18 protein-coding genes are annotated in these 18,478 nt (G+C 63.5%); 6 read left to right on the top strand and 12 right to left on the bottom strand.

The window, feature by feature from the left end; genetic code table 11:
* Positions 1 to 74: 74 nt before the first annotated feature.
* The 9 genes from RFN28_RS04345 to RFN28_RS04385 all read right to left on the bottom strand — a co-directional run bounded on the left by RFN28_RS04345 (position 75) and on the right by RFN28_RS04385 (position 10,885).
* Positions 75 to 1,139, bottom strand: a complete 1,065-nt coding sequence (locus RFN28_RS04345; RefSeq protein ID WP_320286138.1) for an ABC transporter ATP-binding protein — start codon at positions 1,137 to 1,139, stop codon at positions 75 to 77.
* Between the two features lie 15 nt (positions 1,140 to 1,154).
* Positions 1,155 to 1,946 (bottom strand): ABC transporter permease, encoded by a 792-nt coding sequence (locus tag RFN28_RS04350; protein ID WP_320286139.1) that lies wholly within the window; start codon positions 1,944 to 1,946, stop codon positions 1,155 to 1,157.
* Positions 1,943 to 2,857, bottom strand: coding sequence for an ABC transporter permease (locus RFN28_RS04355; RefSeq protein WP_320286140.1), 915 nt, complete (start codon positions 2,855 to 2,857; stop codon positions 1,943 to 1,945). The genes RFN28_RS04350 and RFN28_RS04355 overlap by 4 nt, the downstream gene beginning before the upstream one ends.
* 63 nt (positions 2,858 to 2,920) lie before the next feature.
* Positions 2,921 to 4,027 (bottom strand): ABC transporter substrate-binding protein, encoded by a 1,107-nt coding sequence (locus RFN28_RS04360; RefSeq protein WP_127859259.1) that lies wholly within the window; start codon positions 4,025 to 4,027, stop codon positions 2,921 to 2,923.
* 244 nt (positions 4,028 to 4,271) lie between these two features.
* Positions 4,272 to 5,444 carry an iron-containing alcohol dehydrogenase gene (locus RFN28_RS04365; protein ID WP_320286141.1) on the bottom strand — a complete coding sequence of 391 codons (1,173 nt, stop codon included), beginning with the start codon at positions 5,442 to 5,444 and terminating at the stop codon, positions 4,272 to 4,274.
* A gap of 16 nt (positions 5,445 to 5,460) precedes the next feature.
* Positions 5,461 to 6,849: an aldehyde dehydrogenase family protein gene (locus tag RFN28_RS04370; RefSeq protein WP_320286142.1), complete on the bottom strand. Its 1,389-nt coding sequence runs from the start codon at positions 6,847 to 6,849 to the stop codon at positions 5,461 to 5,463.
* Positions 6,850 to 7,033: 184 nt separating this feature from the next.
* Positions 7,034 to 8,404 carry a glutamine synthetase family protein gene (locus tag RFN28_RS04375; protein WP_320286143.1) on the bottom strand — a complete coding sequence of 457 codons (1,371 nt, stop codon included), beginning with the start codon at positions 8,402 to 8,404 and terminating at the stop codon, positions 7,034 to 7,036.
* An 80-nt stretch (positions 8,405 to 8,484) separates the two neighbouring features.
* The gene (locus tag RFN28_RS04380) at positions 8,485 to 10,047 is read right to left on the bottom strand and encodes an amino acid permease (RefSeq protein WP_320286144.1); all 1,563 of its coding nucleotides are present in this window, start codon (positions 10,045 to 10,047) and stop codon (positions 8,485 to 8,487) included.
* 19 nt (positions 10,048 to 10,066) lie between these two features.
* A complete protein-coding gene (locus tag RFN28_RS04385) occupies positions 10,067 to 10,885 on the bottom strand; it encodes an N-formylglutamate amidohydrolase (RefSeq protein ID WP_320286145.1) in 819 nt (272 codons plus the stop codon).
* Between the two features lie 146 nt (positions 10,886 to 11,031).
* Here RFN28_RS04385 and RFN28_RS04390 point away from each other — a divergent pair, with 146 nt between their 5' ends.
* A complete protein-coding gene (locus RFN28_RS04390; protein WP_320286146.1) occupies positions 11,032 to 11,862 on the top strand; it encodes a MurR/RpiR family transcriptional regulator in 831 nt (276 codons plus the stop codon).
* A gap of 115 nt (positions 11,863 to 11,977) precedes the next feature.
* Here the strand turns inward: RFN28_RS04390 and RFN28_RS04395 are convergent, their stop codons facing one another.
* Together RFN28_RS04395 and RFN28_RS04400 are read right to left on the bottom strand one after the other, a co-directional pair.
* The gene (locus tag RFN28_RS04395) at positions 11,978 to 13,015 is read right to left on the bottom strand and encodes a zinc-binding dehydrogenase (protein WP_320286147.1); all 1,038 of its coding nucleotides are present in this window, start codon (positions 13,013 to 13,015) and stop codon (positions 11,978 to 11,980) included.
* Positions 13,016 to 13,020: 5 nt separating this feature from the next.
* Positions 13,021 to 14,262, bottom strand: a complete 1,242-nt coding sequence (locus tag RFN28_RS04400) for an acyl-CoA dehydrogenase family protein (protein WP_320286148.1) — start codon at positions 14,260 to 14,262, stop codon at positions 13,021 to 13,023.
* 118 nt (positions 14,263 to 14,380) lie between these two features.
* On the opposite strand from RFN28_RS04400, the gene RFN28_RS04405 reads away from it, so the two are divergent.
* The 5 genes from RFN28_RS04405 to RFN28_RS04425 all read left to right on the top strand — a co-directional run bounded on the left by RFN28_RS04405 (position 14,381) and on the right by RFN28_RS04425 (position 18,022).
* A complete protein-coding gene (locus RFN28_RS04405) occupies positions 14,381 to 15,196 on the top strand; it encodes an SDR family oxidoreductase (RefSeq protein ID WP_320286149.1) in 816 nt (271 codons plus the stop codon).
* A gap of 38 nt (positions 15,197 to 15,234) precedes the next feature.
* The gene (locus RFN28_RS04410) at positions 15,235 to 15,714 is read left to right on the top strand and encodes a MaoC family dehydratase (protein WP_040969021.1); all 480 of its coding nucleotides are present in this window, start codon (positions 15,235 to 15,237) and stop codon (positions 15,712 to 15,714) included.
* On the top strand, positions 15,711 to 16,790 hold the full coding sequence (locus RFN28_RS04415; protein WP_320286150.1) for a phosphotransferase family protein: 1,080 nt from the start codon (positions 15,711 to 15,713) through the stop codon (positions 16,788 to 16,790). Before RFN28_RS04410 ends, RFN28_RS04415 begins: the two co-directional genes overlap by 4 nt.
* A 184-nt stretch (positions 16,791 to 16,974) precedes the next feature.
* Positions 16,975 to 17,619 carry a TetR/AcrR family transcriptional regulator gene (locus tag RFN28_RS04420; protein ID WP_320286151.1) on the top strand — a complete coding sequence of 215 codons (645 nt, stop codon included), beginning with the start codon at positions 16,975 to 16,977 and terminating at the stop codon, positions 17,617 to 17,619.
* Between the two features lie 166 nt (positions 17,620 to 17,785).
* Complete coding sequence (locus RFN28_RS04425; RefSeq protein ID WP_320286152.1) at positions 17,786 to 18,022, top strand: DUF680 domain-containing protein; 237 nt, start codon at positions 17,786 to 17,788, stop codon at positions 18,020 to 18,022.
* 189 nt (positions 18,023 to 18,211) lie between these two features.
* Here the strand turns inward: RFN28_RS04425 and RFN28_RS04430 are convergent, their stop codons facing one another.
* On the bottom strand, positions 18,212 to 18,424 hold the full coding sequence (locus RFN28_RS04430; RefSeq protein WP_320286153.1) for a hypothetical protein: 213 nt from the start codon (positions 18,422 to 18,424) through the stop codon (positions 18,212 to 18,214).
* Positions 18,425 to 18,478 lie beyond the last annotated feature (54 nt).

Consider the following 18,478-nt stretch of genomic DNA (forward strand, 5'->3'; position numbering starts at 1 on the left):
GCTTCGGCCGGCGAAGGCCGGAAGCGCAGGAAGCCGGCATTTGCAGGCCGGCCTCACCTGAATATCGACACAGCCTAATGCAGGACCAGCATGTCGCCTGACGAGAAGGAGATATCCGCCTTCTGCCCGACGACGGGCGGCGGCGTCGCGGAGTTGTTGAAGGTGTCGAGCGACACCGTGTTGCCGCCGATGCCGACGCGCACCCGGATCACCGAGCCGAGGAAATGCACCTCGGCGATCTCGCCCGAAAGGCTGGTGTCGTGGCCGGGTTGGCGCCCGAGCGAGATCGCTTCGGGCCGCAGCGCCAGGGACAACGTGTCGCCGGACTTCGAGCCGTTGAGCTTGCCCTTGAGCGATACTTCCTGCGTGTTGACCTGCACCTTGCCCGAGGCGGCGTCAGTGACCTTGCCCTCCAGCACGTTAAGCGTGCCAACGAAATTGGCGACGAACTTGGTCGCCGGCCGGTTGTAGATCTCGAACGGCGTGCCAACCTGCTCGGCCTTGCCGCCATACATGACGGCGATGCGATCCGAAATCGACAGCGCCTCTTCCTGATCGTGCGTGACAAAGATGGTCGTGATATCGAGCTTCTTTTGGATCGAACGGATTTCCTCGCGCAGCGACACGCGAACCTTGGCGTCGAGCGCCGAGAGCGGCTCGTCGAGAAGCAGCAGCTTCGGCTTCGGCGCAATCGCCCGTGCCAACGCGATGCGCTGCTGCTGACCGCCGGAAAGCTGGTAAGGATAGCGGTCGCCCATCTGCGGCAGCTTGATGATGTCGAGCATCTCGGCGACCCGCCTGTCGGCGTCCGCCTTCGGCATGCCCGCCACCTTAAGCCCGAAGGCGATGTTCTGCGCCACCGTCAGGTTCGGGAACAGCGCATAGGCCTGGAACACCATGCCGACATTGCGCTGGTTGGGCTTCAGCCGGGTGATGTCCTTGCCCGCCACCACGATCTTGCCGGCCGACGGCTCTTCGAAGCCGGCCACCATGCGCAGCACCGTCGTCTTGCCGCAGCCTGACGGACCGAGGAAGGAGACGAACTCGCCGGGTTCGACGTCGAGATTGAAGTCCTGGACCACGGTGGTGGCGCCGAAGGACTTTTGCACATGCTGTATGGAGAGGAACGGCTCGGCCATGGCGTCTTCCTTCGGTCAGTTCGGTCTATTCGCCGATTTCGGCGCGAAGCGAGATAGGATCTGGATCAGCGACATGCAGCCCCAGGTGATGGCGAAGGCGATGATGGCAAGGGCGGCCGGCTCGTAGGCGCGGTTGGCGCCTATATTCTGCAGATACGGGCCGAAGGCCGGACGATTGAGCAGGCTGGCCATGGTGAACTCGCCGATGACGATGGCGAAGGTCAGGAATGCACCCGACAACACCGCGATCAGCACATTGGGCAGGATGACGCGGCTGATGATCGTGCCCCAGCCGGCGCCCAGGATCTGGGCCGCCTCCGTCAGCGTGCGCACGTCGATGGTGCGAAGCCCGGTGTCGACGGCGCGGTACATGTAGGGCAGCGACAGCGTCGCATAACCGATGACCAGGAGTGCGTTGGTGGCCGTGTTGTTGGCCAGGAACGGCAGCGGCGAGTTCGAGCCATACATCCTGATATAGCCGAATACGATGACGATGGCCGGGATGACCAGCGGCAGCAGTGTGATGAACTCCACCAGCGGCCTGATCTGCGGCAGGCGCAGCCTGATCCAGTAAGCGGCCGGCACCACCACCAGCACGCCGAGAATGATGGTGAAGATGGCGGCGATCACCGAATACATGAAGGTTGCCTGGAAGCGCGCATCGCCCAGCACAATCTGGTAGGCGTCGAAGGAATAAGCTCCGCGCCGCATGCGCATGGAGAACTCCACCGTCGCGATCAGCGGGATGAAGAAATAGGCCGCGCCGAGAATGAAGACCACCCAAGCCCAGAAGCGTCCGGTCTTCATTTCAGCCACCTCTCCGAGCGTGTCCGGAACCAGATGTAGAAGACATTGGCCAGCCCGGTGATGACGATCATGCCGAAGGCGATCGCATAGCCGAGATGCGCGTTGTGCAGCACGTCGCCGCGGATCTGCGCATAAAGCAGGATCGGCACGATGTTGAGCGACGAGCCGGTCAACGCATAGGCGGTGGCGATGGCGCCGAAGGCGTTGGCGAAGAGCAGGATGACGGTGCCGAGAAAGCTCGGCCAGATCACCGGAATGACCACCATGCGCCAATATTGCGCCGTGGTGGCGCCGAGCGTCGCGGCCGCCTCCCCCCATTCCCTCTTCAGCCCGTCGATCGCCGGCACGATGATCACCACCATCAGCGGAATCTGGAAATAGACATAGGTCAGCGTCAGGCCCCAGAAGGACAGGATGTTGAAGCCGTGCGCATAGATGTTGAGACCGAAAAGCGTGTTCAGCAGCACGGTCGCAAGGCCGAGCCGGCCAAGGGTGGCAAGGAAGGCGAAGGCCAGCGGAACACCGGCGAAATTGGAAGCGACGCCGGAAAAGGTGAGCGTCGCCGAGCGTATCCAGTCCGGCAGGCCGCCGCGCACGATGGCGATGGCTATTGCCAAGCCGGCAAAGGCTCCGATCAGCGCCGAAGCCAGGCTGACCTTGATCGATATCCAATAGGCGGCAACGATGTTTGGCTCTGACAGAGCGGCGATGTTTTCCAGCGTGAACTCGCCCGCCTCGTTCTGGAACGCGCCCAGCATCAGGTAGAGCGTGGGCAGGATCAGGAACATGACAGCGAAAATGAAGAAAGGCGCAACGCCGAGCCATTGCGTCGGCAGTCGCAAGGCCCGGGCCTCGCTGGGCGGCGCGGTCTTGCCTGCAATGGCCTTGTTTGAAAGCGAGAGATCGGTCATGCGCCGGTACCGTCTTCGGTGAGGGTCCGGGCGACCAAGTGGCCGCCCGGACGATTTTCAAGCTTACTTCACGTTGGCGCCGACGACGGCGTCCCAGTTCTTGGTGATCGCTTCCTTCGCCTTGCCCTGCTCGTCGAGCGTTGGGAAGACGGCCGATGCGTAGGCTTCAGCCGGCGGCAGCTTGGCCATCACGTCGGCCGGCAGCTTGCCGTTCTTGGAGAGATCGTTGAAGCGGATCGGGTGGCAATAGCCCTTCAGCCAGGCGATCTGGCCCTCGTCGGAGTACAGGTACTCGAGCCAGAGCTTGGCGGCATTCGGATGCGGCGCGAAGGCGCTGATCGCCTGCACGTAGACGCCGGCGACGACGCCCGTCTTCGGCACCACGACGTCGACCGGCGGATTGCCCTTCAGCGTGTCGCGGCCGGCGAGCGCGTTGTAGTCCCAAGTAACCAGGATCGGGGTCTGGCCCTGAGCGAGCGTCGCCGGCTTGCCGATGACCGGCACGAAATTGCCGGCGGCATTGAGCTTCTTGAAGAAGTCGAGGCCGGCGGTGCCGGCGGCTTCGCCAGCGGCAGCGCCGCCGGAAAGGCCGGCGGCGTAGACCGCCTGGATCGCCTGGTTCGAGGCGCGCGGATCACCGGCGAGCGCGACGGTGTTGGCATAGTCCGACTTCAAAAGGTCGGCCCAGTCGGCCGGCGCTTCCTTCACGAGATCCTTGTTCACCAGGAAGGACAGCACACCGTAATAGTCGCCGGTCCAATAGCCTTCGGCATCCTTGGCGCTGTCCGGGATCGAATCCCAGGTCGACACCTTGTAAGCCTGGATCAGGCCGTCCTTCTTGGCGGACGGGCCGAACGACAGGCCGACGTCGATCACGTCGGGCGCCTGCGGGCCTTTGTTGTCCTTGTTGGCCTTGATCGCCTCGACCTCGTCGCCCGAGCCGGCGTCAGGGTTGAGTTCGTTGATCTTGATGTCCGGATACTTGGCCTTGAAGCCGTCGATGACGGCGCCATAGCCGCACCAGTCATGCGGCAGCGCGATGACCGTGAGTTCGCCTTCCGCCTTCGCCGCCTTGGCGAGATCGTCCAGCGAAGCCGCGGACGAAATCACCGTCGACGCAAACAGCGCCGCGGCTGAAAGGGAAAGCACCTTCCCCGTGAATTTGAACATGTGTTCTCTCCGTTGAACTGACGCCATTGGACGCCTGCGATGCGGTATCGTTTTCGTGTGACAGCCAGATGAAAGCTTTGTGAAACCGGCACCCCGCAGTACGAAAAAGTAAACTCTTTTTAACCGGCTGTAGCAATCGTCCCGCGATTCTTTTTCCGGCTAATTATATTTGGCTTTGCCTTCCGCCCTTTGCCCTTCCTTTCCCTTCGATTTCGACATCAAATTCCGGCACCGAAATCCGCCCTCAGACAGCACCGGCAATGGCATTTTCGAGCAGCGTCAGCGCCGCTTTCTTGGTCAGCTTGACCGGGTTGCCGCCGGCGGTCGGGTCGACCACCGCCATGTCGGCGATCAGCGCCTTGCGCTTCTTGTCCATGTCCAGGCCCTTGATCAGGCCGGGCAGCGCATGCGGCACCTTGAGTTCCTTGCGCAGCTTGATGACCGCCTTGGCGAAACCGTCGAAGCCGCCCTTGATGCCGCAATAGGCGGCGAGCCGCGCAATGCGGTCCTCGATCGCCTCGCGGTTGAAGGCGAGCACATAGGGCATGAACACCGCATTGGTCATGCCGTGATGGGTGTCGTAGAGCGCGCCGATCGGATGCGACAGCGAGTGGATGGCGCCCAGCCCCTTCTGGAAGGCCGCGGCGCCCATCGCGGCGGCGCTCATCATATTCGCGCGGGCGACCAGATCCTTGCCGTTGGCGAAGGCCTTGGGCAGGTTCTCGAACACCAGCCGGATGCCTTCCACGGCGATGCCGTCGGCCATCGGGTGATAGCCTGGGGCGCAATAAGCCTCGAGGCAGTGGGCAAGCGCGTCCATGCCGGTGCCGGCCGTGATGAAGGGCGGCATGCCGACCGACAGCTCCGGATCGGCAATGACGATCGCCGGCAGAAGCTTCGGATGGAAGATGACCTTCTTGGTGTGGGTCTCCTCGTTGGTGATGACGCCGGCGCGGCCGACTTCTGAGCCGGTGCCGGCCGTGGTCGGCACCGCGATGATCGGGGCGATCGCGTCCGAATTGGCTCTGGTCCACCAGTCGCCGATATCCTCGAAATCCCACACCGGACGCGTCTGCCCGGCCTGGAAGGCGATCAGCTTGCCGAGATCGAGCGCCGAGCCGCCGCCGAAGGCGATGACGCCGTCATGCTTGCCCTTCTTGAACACGGCGATGCCGGCGGTGAGGTTGGACTCGACCGGGTTCGGCTTCACCTCGGAAAACACGCCATAGGGCACCTTGGCATCGTCGAGGATCTTCAGCGTCGAAGCGACGACGGGCAGCTTGGCCAGCCCCGGATCGGTGACGAAGAGCGGCCGCTTGATGCCGGCCGCGGCCAGCGCATCCGGCAGTTCCTTGATGCGCCCGGCACCGAAGCGGACAGTGGTGGGGTAGTTCCATTTGGAGATGAGCTTGGACATGGCCTGTCTTTCGAAATCAGATCGCTTCACGCAGGTGGTAGGATTTCGGCCGGGTCAAATTGTCGTAGCCGATGGCCGAGAGTGCGGCGCCCTTGCCGGTGTCCTTGACGCCGGTCCAGACCAGCGCCGGATCGAGATAGTCGCAGCGGTTCATGAACACCGTGCCGGTCTCGACGCGGTCGCCGATCGCCACCGCGCGCTCGGTGTCGCGCGTCCAGATCGAGGCCGTCAGCCCGTACGGGCTGTCGTTCATCAACGCGATCGCCTCCTCGTCGTCGCGCACCTTCATGATGCCGACGATCGGCCCAAAACTTTCCTCGCGCATGACGCTCATCTGGTGGTCGACATTGGTCAGCACTTCCGGCGCCAGATAGGGCGAGCCCGGCCTGTCGTTCTCGACCTTCATGTTGATGTGCGCCTTGGCGCCCTTGCGCAGCGCCTCGGCCTTCTGCTCGCGGATCAGGTCGGCAAAGCGCGCCTGCGCCATCGGCCCCATGGTCGTCGCCTGCTCAAGCGGATTGCCGACGACATAGTTCTTCGTCTCGGCGACAAAACCTTCGACGAATTCGTCATAGACCTTCTCGTGCACATAAACGCGCTCGATGCCGCAACAGCACTGGCCGGAATTGTAGAAGGCGCCGTCGACCAGGTTGGCGACCGCATGGTCCATCTTGGCGTCGGGCAGCACATAGGCCGGGTCCTTGCCGCCGAGCTCGAGGCCGAGCGTCATGAAGGTGCCTGCCGCCGCCTTCTCGATGGCACGGCCGCCGGCGACCGAACCGGTGAAGTTGACATGGTCGATCTTGCCGGATCCCAGCAGCCTCTCGGTCTGGCCGTGGTTCATGACCAGGTTCTGGAACAGCCCCTTGGGCAGGCCGGCCTTGTCGAAGGCCTGCTGGAAGCGCTCGCCGACCAGCAGCGTCTGCGCCGCATGCTTGAGGATGACCGCACTTCCAGCCATCAGCGCCGGCACGATGGTGTTGACGGCCGTCAGATAGGGATAGTTCCACGGCGCGATCACCAGGACGACGCCCAGCGGCACCTTCTTCACATAACGGCGGAACCCGTCCTTGGGATTCGAAGCCATCACAGGTTTGAGCGCCTGCTCGGCGATCTCGACCATGTAGTTGGTGCGTTCCTTGACGCCGCCGAACTCGCCGCCATAGCGCACCGGCCGACCCATCTGCCAGGCGATCTCCGGCACGATCTCGTCGGTCATCGCAACCAGTGCCTCAAGCATTGCCAGCATGTATTTGCCGCGCTCGACGACCGGCGTTTCGGCCCACTTCTCCTGCGCTGCCTTGGCGCGCTCGACCGCCGCGTTGATCGCCTGGTCGCTCGCGACCGGTCGCTCGGCATAGATCGAGCCGTCGATGGGGGATTTTAGTTTGACCGTTTCGGTCATTTCTTCCTCGCAGTTTTTACAACAATCGAAATCATGTGGCGCGGCGCTGCCCCTCATCCCGCCTGCCGGCACCTTCTCCCCGTATAGTGACGGGGAGAAGGAGAAGCTCCCTGCGCTGGCGCCTCCCTCTCCCCGTTCTTCACGAGGAGAGGGTAAGGGGCAGCGCCGACGCTAAACCGGCCCCTTAGTACCGCTCGAACCCCCTGTGCAGTTCCCAATCCGTGATGCGGCGGTCGTATTCGAGCTGCTCCCAGCGGGCGGTGTGCACGTAGTGCTCGATCACATCCTCGCCGAAGGCCTGCTTCAGCATGGCGGAGTTCGCCAGTGTCTCGGTGGCGTCGCGCAGCGTCTTCGGGATTTCGGGCAGTTGCGAGGCCTGATAGGCATCGCCGACGAACGGCTTCTGCAACTCCAGCTTCTCGTCGATGCCGGCGAGGCCCGACGCGATCAGCGCCGCGAAGGCGAGGTAGGGATTGAGGTCGGCGCCGCCGATGCGACACTCCATGCGGATGCCCTTGGTGCCCTCGCCGCAGAGCCGGAAGCCGGCGGTGCGGTTGTCCTCGCTCCACATGATCTTGGTCGGCGCGAAGGTGCCGGCCTGGAAGCGCTTGTAGGAGTTGATGTAGGGCGCCAGGAACCAGGTGAACTCCTTGGCGTATTTGAGCTGGCCGGCCGCCCATTGCTGGCCGAGGCTCGACATTGTCCACTCCGCGTTTTTGTCGAAGAACAGCGGCGTCTTGCCGTCGGCGCTCCACAGCGAATTGTGGATGTGGCTGGAATTGCCGGCGAGCCCGTAATTGTATTTGGCCATGAACGAGATCGCCTTGCCTTCGGACTCGGCGATCTCCTTGGCGCCGTTCTTCAGGATGACATGGCGGTCGGCCATTTCGAGCGCCTCGGCATAGCGCACATTGATTTCTTCCTGGCCAGGCCCCCACTCGCCCTTCGAATTCTCGATCGGGATGCCGGCCGCCTCCATCTCGTTGCGAAGCCGGCGCATGACGCCCTCTTCCTTGGTGGTGATGCCGATCTGGTAGTCGCCGATATAGGGCGAAGCCGTGTCGAGGCCCTGCCAGTGCTTCTTGCGGGCGGAATCGTAGGTCTCGCTGAACAGGTAGAATTCAAGCTCGGAGGCGAAATAGCCGATATAGCCGCGCCCCTTGAGCCGCTGGACCTGACTCTTCAAGATGGCGCGCGGCGAATGCGAGAGGTCCTCATGGTCGTGATGATCGAGCACGTCGCAGATCACCAGCGCCGTCTTCTCGAGCCAGGGAATGCGCCTGAGCGTCGAAAGATCGGGCTTCATGACGAAGTCGCCATAGCCCTTCGACCAGCTCGCCACCTTGTAACCGGGCACCGGCTCCATATCGATGTCGGCGGCCAGCAGATAGTTGCAGCCATGCGTCTCGCCATGGGCTGAATCGACGAAGTACTGGGCCAGGAAGCGCTTTCCCGCGAGCCGGCCCTGCATGTCGACGATGCAGGCAAGCACCGTGTCGATCTCGCCGTTCGAGACCGCTTGCTTCAACTGATCGAAGGAGAAATTCCCGGCCATTCCTTTGGCACTCCAGTGCTTGTCGATTGAAAGGGAAACCATGGCCGGCGAAATGCCGGCCATGGTCATGAGGCAAAGTATCAGTTGCCGGTTTCGCCGACTGCCTGTTCGGCCATCTTGATGGCGGCCTGGCGCCTGGCGATTTCCTCGCCGATCGGCGGGCCCCGGAAGCGTCGGTTCTCGAAGCCGAACCACAGCACCGCAGTCAGCAGGATGAAGCCGATGGTGATATAAAGCACCTTATCGTTCGGCGGCTGGACGGCGATGTAGAAGATGATCGCCATGCCCACGACCGACAGGATGCAAACCAGCTTGAACAGGCCAGCGCCGAGGTTCCATGGGCCGGCGTTTGGCCATTTCGCAGTCCCGAATGTGATCATGCCGAGCACGATCGGGATCGTGAAGGACAGGAACAGGAAGACCAGCGTCGAGTTGACGACGATGGTGTAGATGTTGGTGCCGCCGATCGAGATGAACTGGGCAAGGAACACATAGATGATCTCGAGAACAGCAGCCGTCCAGATCGCGTGGACGGGCGTGCGCCAGGTCGGGCTGACCTTGGCAAGCGAGGCCGAGCCAACCGGCATGCCGCCGTCGCGCGAGAAGGCGAAAAGCATGCGCGACGCCGAGGTTACGGTGGCGAGACCGCAGAGGAACTGCGAGATCAGGATGGCCAGATAGAGCAGTTCCTTGAGCCAAACCGGCAGGATCGCGTCCATGGTCGAGAAGAAGACGCTCCAGCCCTGCTTGGCGCCGGCCGCCAGGTCGGGGATTGCCAGAGTGATCGCGCTGACCATCGCCCAGCCGATAAGCGACGACCAGAGCACCGACGAAATGATCGCTCGCGGAACGGAATGCGCCGCCTTCAGCGTTTCTTCCGAAGTATGCGCCGACGCGTCATATCCGGTGATGGTATAGACCGGCAGCAGCAGGCTGAGCAGGAACAGATAGGTCAAGGAATCCGACTGCGGGAAAACCCCGCCGCCGGCGTCGCCCGAATAATTGGTGAATGTCCAAAGCCTGGTAACGTCGATTGCCGGGGCAAATGCCAGGCAGGCGACGATCAGCACCGCCGTTGCGCCAAGGATCAGGAAGCCGGAAGCGTCGGTCAGCATGGCGGTCAGCCTGATGCCGAAGTGGTTGCAAAGCGCCTGGATCACAGTGATGACGGCAACAAATCCGACGATCTCGCCCGGGGTGCCGGTCATGCCGAACCAGCTGCCGAACGTTCCGACGAAGAAGAAGGCGGTGCCGATGTTGATAGCGCCCAGCACGGTGATCAGGCCAAGCAGGTTGAGCCAGGCGGTGAGCCAGCCGGTGAACCGGTTGCCGAGGATCGAGGCCCAATGATAAAGGCCGCCCGCCGTAGGGAACGCCGAGGCGATCTGCGCCATGGCGAGGGCAAAGAACCCGGAAACAGCGCAGCCGACAATCCAACCTATGCCGGCACCGGCGCCGCCGATCGAGGACGTGGCCTGGGCAAAGGAATTGATGCCGCCTGAAAGGATGCAGATGATCGAGAAAGAGATCGCGAAGTTGGAGAAGCGGCTCATGCTTCGCGACAATTCCTGGGCATAGCCCATTCCGTGGAGGACCTTTAAGTCCTCGTGCTTGTCGTGTTCCGTATAGTCTTGCGCTGACATTTTAGTCCCCTGTTGGTTCTTAGCTGGCCGACTGTACTGACTTTCCCATTGCGCGTTGTCGGGAGCCCCTGGCCTCCTCGGGCTCCAGATTCGAAAATATGCCTGTGAGCAGATCCGCCCATTTCCGCTGCCCGGTCTCGCCGGATATCTCGTCGTTGCGGATTTCGATCATCGCGCAGGCAAGGCCGCGCGGGCGCGCATGCCGTTCCAGCGTGAAATAGACGCGGTCGGCCGGCGAATAGGGTTCGTTGATTCCCACGGTGACGCCGGCAAGACGCTGCAACGCCGATATCAGCGGCGCCGCCAGCCTGCGGTCGTCATCATGGATGATGCCGATATGCCAGGGCCGGCTTCTGCCCTTGTAGACCGGCGTGAAGGAATGCACCGACACCAGCCGCGTCTCCTGGCCGCGCGCCAGCCGACGCTCGATGATCTCGGCGATCGTGTCGTGGAACGGGCGCCACGCCAGGTCTACCCGCGCGGTGCGCTGCTTCTCCGAAAGTCCGGCGTTGCCCGGGATGGCCGTCGTCTCGCTGACCGGCGGCACGAGATCCGGCGCGTCGAGCGGCCGGTTGCAGTCGATGACGAGGCGCGAGACGCAGGTCTCGACCAGCGTGGCGTCGAGCGCCTCGGCCATGCGGCTGGCGACGGGAAGCGCGCCCGGATCCCAGGCGATGTGGCGGGAAAGGTCCTCGACGGGCAGGCCGAGCGTTCCGAATTCGGCCGGCAGGAAGTTCGAGGCGTGATCGCAGGTGAAGACGAAGGGGCTCGAGCCGCCGGGGTTGGTCACCCTTACGGTTTCCGACGCTGCAAGGCTGGCGGGCCGTGCTTTCTCCATACTGTCGTCCCCTGGGGAGCACTGTATCGTATGTTACGTATTTTGCCTCATTGCGTCCCTGTGGATGATTTCATACACTTTGTCCGGCTTTGTCAAACGCGGAATTCCGAAAACGGCGCCGACCAGGCCAAAGGGTGGGGAAAACGATGATCTCCAGCATTGCCGAACTGATCTCGGACCGAATCGGCGCCATGCCCGCGGGCGAACGCCGCGCCGCGCAGACGCTGATTTCCAACTACCCGCTGACCGGGCTGAAGACGGTCGCCGAGTTCTCGGCCGCGGCGGGTGTCTCCTCGCCGACGATCCTGCGTTTCGTCGCGAGACTGGGCTTCCAGAACTATCCCGAATTCCAGTCGGCGCTGCAGGATGAGTTGGCGGCGCAGCTGCAGTCCCCGGCATCGCGCACGCTCAACCCCGCGTCGCCCGGCAGCGGCGGTGCAGTTTCGCCGATGCTGGAGGCGACGCTCGACAACATGCGCGAGACCTTCCGGCATCTGTCCGAAAAGCAGCTGGCGGACATCGCCACGACACTTGCCGAGCGGCGCGGCAAGACCTTCCTGATCGGCGGCCGCTTCACCGACCCGCTGGCGCGCTACATGGCTGCTCACCTCGCCATCATCCAGCCGGATGTCTATCACCTTGCCGGCCAGGAGAGCATCTGGCGCGACCGGCTGATCGATATGGGCAAGCGCGACGTGCTGGTCATCTTCGATATCCGTCGCTACCAGGAGAGCCTGATCCGCTTTGCCGAGAAGGCGCATCAGCGCGGCGTGCAGATCGTGCTCTTCACCGATCAGTGGCTGTCGCCGATCGCCCGCTTCGCCCGCCATGTGATCGCCGGACGCACGGCGGTGCCTTCGGCATGGGATTCGTCCGCCGCCCTCTTCGTCGTCGCCGAAACGCTGATCGGCGCGGTCACCAGGCAGCTCGAAGCGGCCGGCGCCAAGCGCATCCGCGATCTGGAAAGCCTGCGCTGAAGCAATTCCAGGAAAGGTGCGTAACCGGTATCCGACGGTCGTTCTGCGGCCGCGACCCTGGCAAAAGAGCGAGGCTCCTTTGCCAGCCCTCACCACAACAAGGAGAGGGTAAGAGCTACGGCTTAACGAACACCTTGCCGTTCGGCTTGGCCAGCTCGGCCGGCAGTCTTGTCATCGCTTCATCCAGCGGCACCACCGCTGTCACGTCCGTGGACCAGCGTCCGTCGGAAAAGCGCTTTTGCGCCTCCAGCACCGCTGGGCCGAGCCGGTCGCGAAACGCACGCATCCATTCGGCCAGCCAAAAACCTTCGATGCGTTTGTGCTGGAAGATCAACTGGCCGGGCTCGCGGATCACCGTCGGCTCGGCATCGAGCCGGCCGTAGACGATCCAGCGCGAGCGCTTCGGCATGGCGCAGAAGATTGCCGAAGCCTGTGGCCCGGTCACGGCGTCGAGGAAGATGCGCGGTTGCTCGGCCTTGATCGCTTCGCGCAGCGTCGTCTCGAAATCCGCCGCCTGCTCGTTGAGTACATGCGCAGCGCCGAGACCTTTCAGCAGCGGGATCTGCTCGTCGCGGCGCACGGTGACGATCGGTCGAAAACCTTCCTCTTTCGCCAGCCCAATGATCAGCTTGCAGAGCTGGCTGGCGCCGGCAGTCATGATGAAGGCCTTCTCGCCCTCCTGCCTGACGATGTCGAACATGGCGAGCGCGGTGAGCGGATTGACGATCATCGCCGCGGCATCCTCGTCGCGCACCGTATCGAGCAGCGGAATGCAGGACGCAGCCTCCGCCACCGCATACTCGGCCCACGAGCCCCAGTTCGACACACCGGTGGCGAAGGCGACCCGTTTGCCTTCGAGGCTTCGCGCATAAGGATCCTCGCCCGTCGCCACGACGATGCCGACGCCTTCGAAACCGGCCGGCTGCCCCTTCACGCGCGGCTGGCCATATTGCCCCTTGATGAAGGCGATGTCGGACGGGTTGATCGAGGCGAGGCTGACCTTGATCAGCGCCTGCGCCGGCCCGGGCGTCGGCACGGCGATGCTTCCAGGCCGAAGATAAGGCTCCATCGCTTCCAGCGCGCCGGCCGAAGGCGTCTTGGTGTAGCCGTCGCCGACAAGCAGCAAGGCCTTCATTTCCGACGGAAGCGCCATGGCTGTCAGACCTTCTCCTGAGTGTATTTCCTGAGCTCGGCGCGCGCCACCTGCCGCCGGTGCACGGCGTCCGGTCCGTCGGCAAGCCGCAGGGTTCTCAGATGCGTCCACGAGCGCGCGAGCGGCGTATCCTGGCTGATGCCTTGCGCGCCGAACATCTGCACCGCCTCGTCAGTGACTTTGAGCGCGACGCGGGGTGCTACCACTTTGATCTGGCTAATCCAGGGCGCAGCGGCGCGCGCATCGCCCTGGTCGATCATCCACGCCGCCTTGAGGCAGAGCAGCCGAGCCATCTCGATCTCCATGCGGCATTCGGCGATGATGTCGAAATTGGCGCCGAGCCTGGCGAGCGACTGGCCGAAGGCCTCGCGCCGCACCGAACGCTGGCACAGCATCTCCAGCGCCATCTCGGCCTGGCCGATCGCCCGCATGCAGTGATGGATGCGGCCTGGCCCCAGCCTGCCTTGCGCGATTTCGAACCCCCTGCCCTCGCCGAGGATCAAGTTCGCGGCCGGCACCCGCACATTGTCGAATCTCAGATGCATATGGCCGTGCGGCGCGTCGTCGTCGCCATAGACCTGCATGGGCCGCAGCTTGGTGACGCCCTTGCTGTCCGCCGGCACCAGGATCATCGAATGCCGGCGATGCTGCGGCTCGTCGTCCGAGCCGGTCCTGACCATGACGATATAGACGGCGCAGCGCGGATCGCCGGCGCCCGACGCCCACCATTTCTCGCCGTTGAGCACATAATCGCCGCCGCGCCGCTCGCAGCGCATCGCAATGTTGGTCGCATCCGAGGAGGCTACGTCCGGCTCGGTCATCAGATAGGCCGAGCGGATCTTGCCCTCGAGCAGCGGCTCCAGCCATTGCTGCTTATGCGCCTCCGAACCGTAGCGCTCCAACACCTCCATATTGCCGGTGTCGGGCGCCGAGCAGTTGAAGGTCTCGGCGCCGAGATGCGCCTTGCCCATCTCCTCCGCCAGATAGGCGTATTCGACCGTCGACAGGCCGTAGCCGCGCTTGGAATCGGTGAGCCAGAAATTCCACAGGCCGCGCTCCCGCGCGGTCTTCTTCAAGCCTTCCAGTATCTCGGTCTGCCTGGTCGTATAGGCCCAGCGGTCGCCGTTCTTGCCGACCTCGGCCAGAAACTCCTCACCGAGCGGCGCGATCTCGTCGCGCACCATCGCCGCCACGCGCTGGTGGATCGGCTTCAGCCGCTCGGTCATGCCGAGATTCATGTCCGCCATCGGTTCCGGCCCTTTCGAAGTCTTTACCCCCATGGCAAGGATGACCGCACTTCGGCTAGCCTTGTCAACGCGCGTCCTTCGGCTCCGGTTGGGACGAGGCATGTGGGAGGAATTTAGGATGAGCTATTTGGACAAGCTGTTCTCGGTCGCCGGCAAGACAGCACTTGTGACCGGTGCCGCGACCGGGATCGGCCGCATGGCCGCAACCGCATTGGTCCGGGCCGGCGCCACCGTGATGATTGCCTCGCGCAAGGGCGAGGACTGCATCCGGGTAGCCGGCGAGCTCAACGCGCTCGGCGGCGCGGGCCGGGCCGAGGGGTTTGCCGGGGACGTATCCAGCGAAGCGGGCATTGCCGCGCTGGTCGCCGAGGTAAAGGCTCGCACGGAGCGGCTCAACATCCTGGTCAACAATGCCGGCATTTCCTGGGGCGCGCCGCTGGAGGAATTTCCCTATCACGCCTGGGCCAAGGTGTTCGGCGTCAACGTCACCGCCGTCTTTCATCTGACGCGGGAGCTTTTGCCGCTGCTCGACGCCGCCGCGAGCGACGAGGATCCGGCCCGCGTCATCAATCTCGGCTCGGTCATGGGCACCCAGCCGCTTGCCGACGACGCCTATTCCTACACCGCCTCCAAAGCCGCGGTGCATCATTTGACGCGCACGCTGGCGATCGAGTTCGCCGCCCGCCGCATCACCGTCAACGCCTTTGCGCCCGGCCCCTTTCAGAGCCGCATGACGGCATTTGCCACCGCCACCGAGGAGCAGGCCAAACATGTCGGCAGCCACGTTCCGCTCGGCCGCATCGGGGTAGCGGATGACATTGCGGGCGCAACGCTCTATTTGTGCAGCCGTGCCGGAAGCTATGTCACCGGCGCCATCCTGCCGATCGACGGCGGCCAGTCGGTGCAGCACGGGATGACGTTGTTCAAGGAATAAGGCGCCCGTTATCCGGGCGGGGGTGCGGAGGATATCGCGTGGAACCGATCAGTCTCGATACGCTGCTGGCCAGCGTCGGCAAGGAAGTCGGCGTGTCGCCCTGGCGCACGGTGACGCAGCGCATGATCGACCAGTTCGCCGACGCCACCGACGACCACCAGTTCATCCATTGCGATCCGGAGCGCGCCGCGCGCGAGACGCCGTTCGGCGGCACCATCGCGCACGGCTTCCTGTCGCTGTCGCTTCTCTCGGCCATGACCTTCGAGACCATGCCGCCGATCGAAAACACCAAGATGGGCGTCAACCATGGCTTCGACACGCTGCGCTTCCTGGCGCCGGTGAAGACCGGCTCGCGCATCCGCACGCGCTTCGTGCTGGCGGATGTCAAGGTGAGGCCCTCCGGCTGGGTGCAGACGGCGCATGACGTGACCATCGAGATCGAGGGTTCGAAGAAGCCGGCGCTGACGGCGCGCTGGCTGACGCTCACGCTGATCGAGCGTCAGCCCGAGACCGCATGAACGGCGATGCCAACGCGCTGGACAAGTCGGCGCTTGCGCTCGACAAGTCTGCGCTTGCGCTCGACAAAGCGACGCTTGCGCCCTACCTCGAAGCGCATATCCCGGGCTTTGCCGGGCTTTCCGCAATCGAAAAATTCAAGGCCGGGCAGTCGAACCCGACCTATCTGCTTACCGCCGCCAGCGGCCGCTACGTTCTGCGCGCCAAGCCGCCGGGACAGCTCTTGAAATCGGCGCACCAGGTCGACCGCGAGTTCCGCGTCATGCGGGCGCTTGCCGGCGCTGCCGTGCCGGTGCCGCGTATGCTGCATCTCGCGAGCGAGGATTCGCCGATCGGCCGCATGTTCTATGTCATGGAGTATCTCGACGGCCGCATCTTCTGGGATCCGTCCGTGCCGGACGCATCCGGCAACGACGAGCGCGCCGCGATCTACGACGCCATGAATGCGACGCTTGCCGCCTTGCACGATGTCGATATCGGGGCCGTGGGCTTAAGCGATTTCGGCAAGCCCGGCAGCTATTTCGAGCGCCAGTTCGCCCGCTGGACCAGCCAGTACCACGCCTCCGAGACGGAAAAGATCGCCGACATGGATCGGCTGATTGCCTGGCTGGAAACGCATATGCCGGCCGATGACGGCCGGGTCTCGCTGGTGCATGGCGACTACCGGCTGGACAACATGATCTTCGCCAAGGACGAGCCGAGTGTCGTCGCCGTGCTCGATTGGGAGTTGTCGACGCTCGGCCATCCCTTTGCCGACCTCGCCTATCAATGCATGCAGTGGCGGCTGCCGCATGCGTCCGGCTTTCGCGGCCTCGGCGGCGTCGATCGCGCGGCGGCCGGCCTGCCGTCCGAGGAAGCCTATGTCGCCGCCTATTGCCGTCGGCGTGGGCTCGAGGGGATCGGCAACTGGACCTTCTTCCTCGCCTTCTCCTTCTTCCGACTCGCGGCGATCTGCCAGGGTGTCTACCGCCGCGCGCTGGACGGCAACGCCTCCAATCCGGAAAAGGCCAAGACCTATGGCGAGGCGGTGAAGCTGCTTGCCGCGCTCGCCGTGCAGCTGATCGACGAGAAGGTTTGAAAACGGCTGAATGGGCCGCTTCGATGGAGCGACGGTGCTGATCACGGGGCGGCCTCAGCAGCGGCGCGGCCAAGGCCTTAACAGCGCGTTGGAGCGGACGCCAGGGAACCAGCCTGCTCTCTTGTCCGTTGCCGTACAGCGTATATAATTTCGTAAGGCAACCAACCACAAAGGCAGGCGGACATTGGCGCTGAGCGTTCAGAAACGCCGCGAAAAACAGAAAGCTGAACTTCGCTCGGAACTGGTCGACGCGGCCCACAAGCTCGTCCAGGAAGAGGGCTACGAAGGGCTTACCATCCGCAAGCTGGCCAAGCGTGTCGGCTACGCGCCGATGTCGGTCTATTCCTACTTCGCCGACAAGCAGGACATCCTGTTCGCGCTCGCCGAGGACGCGTTCGAAACGCTGGCCAGGCGCATCGAGGAGCATCCTGCCGACGATCCCGTTGAGGCGCTGCGGGCGGTGATGACCGAATATGCCGCCTTCGGGCTCGGTAACCCCAATGAATACCGCACCGTCTTCATGACCGAGAAGACGCGGCTGCCGGAAGGCCGCAGCTACGAGGACATGGAAGAGGGCAACCCGGCGATGAAGGTGCTGATCAAAAGGGTCGAGGCCTGTGTCGCCGCCGGCAAGCTCAAAGGTGACCCGCGCGCCATCGCCACCATGCTGTGGACCGTCGGCCACGGCACAATCTCGCTGCTGATCACCTTTCCCTTCTATCCGTTCGGCGACCCGCAGGCCTATGTGAAGCGCATGTGCGACTTCATGCTGGCCTCCCTGTCGGCGCAGGACATCCCCCCGCTCACCGACACACCCATCAACTGCTGACGGGCTGTCCCTGCCGGTTTTCCTCCCCGATCGCTTGATTCGGGGCGGCGAATTCCTACGTTCGAGAAAACTTTTCGTACGCGTACAAAATTCTCCTTGAATTCAGCTTTCGTTAACCGTATATGTACGACGCATTGTACATGTACGGAATTACTGGAGACGGAAGATGAAAAAGACGATCCTCGCTCTCGCTGCCGTGCTGGCTTTCTCTGGCGCCGCTTTCGCCGGCTCGAATCAACCGGCCAAGCACGCCCCTGCTGCCTGCGCTCAGACCAAGGCAAATGTAACGCTTGACTGCAGCGCGACCGGTTCGATCGAAAAGGCGGACGCCGCCAAGACCCAGACGACCAAGGGCCCGCGGCTCGGCATGGACGTGAACCCCTGGTTCGTGCCCGGCCTCTAAGCGCCGCAAACTTGAGATGAAAAACGGGCGGCACTTGGCCGCCCTTTTTCGTCCTGCCTAAAGCATGTCTCCCGAAAGTGGGAGCCGGTTTCGGGATAAAGACATGCGTAAAATCAAAACCTAAAGCGCATGGAGCGAATCTGAAAGATCGCGACGCGCTTTAGGCGCATTAGGCGATCTGCCGGCCGCCTATTTCTTTGCCGGCGCGTCTCCAGCCTTGCTGCGCTTCGCGGGAGAGCCGGAAATGGAGGTGCCGGTGACGGACACCGGGTCGCTGGCCGGGAACGTATCCTCTAGGCCTTCCTCGAGCTCTTCTTCCTCGATAACGCGATGCCGCTCCTGCTCGAGCGAACGGACCGCCGCCGTCTTTCCGGGCGACTTCGGTGCTGATTTGGACGGCATCGGCTTTTCCTCCGCTAAAGCATGTCTCCCGAAAGTGGGAACCGGTTTCGGGAT

This window comes from Mesorhizobium album (assembly GCF_033977205.1).
GTDB lineage: Bacteria > Pseudomonadota > Alphaproteobacteria > Rhizobiales > Rhizobiaceae > Mesorhizobium > Mesorhizobium album.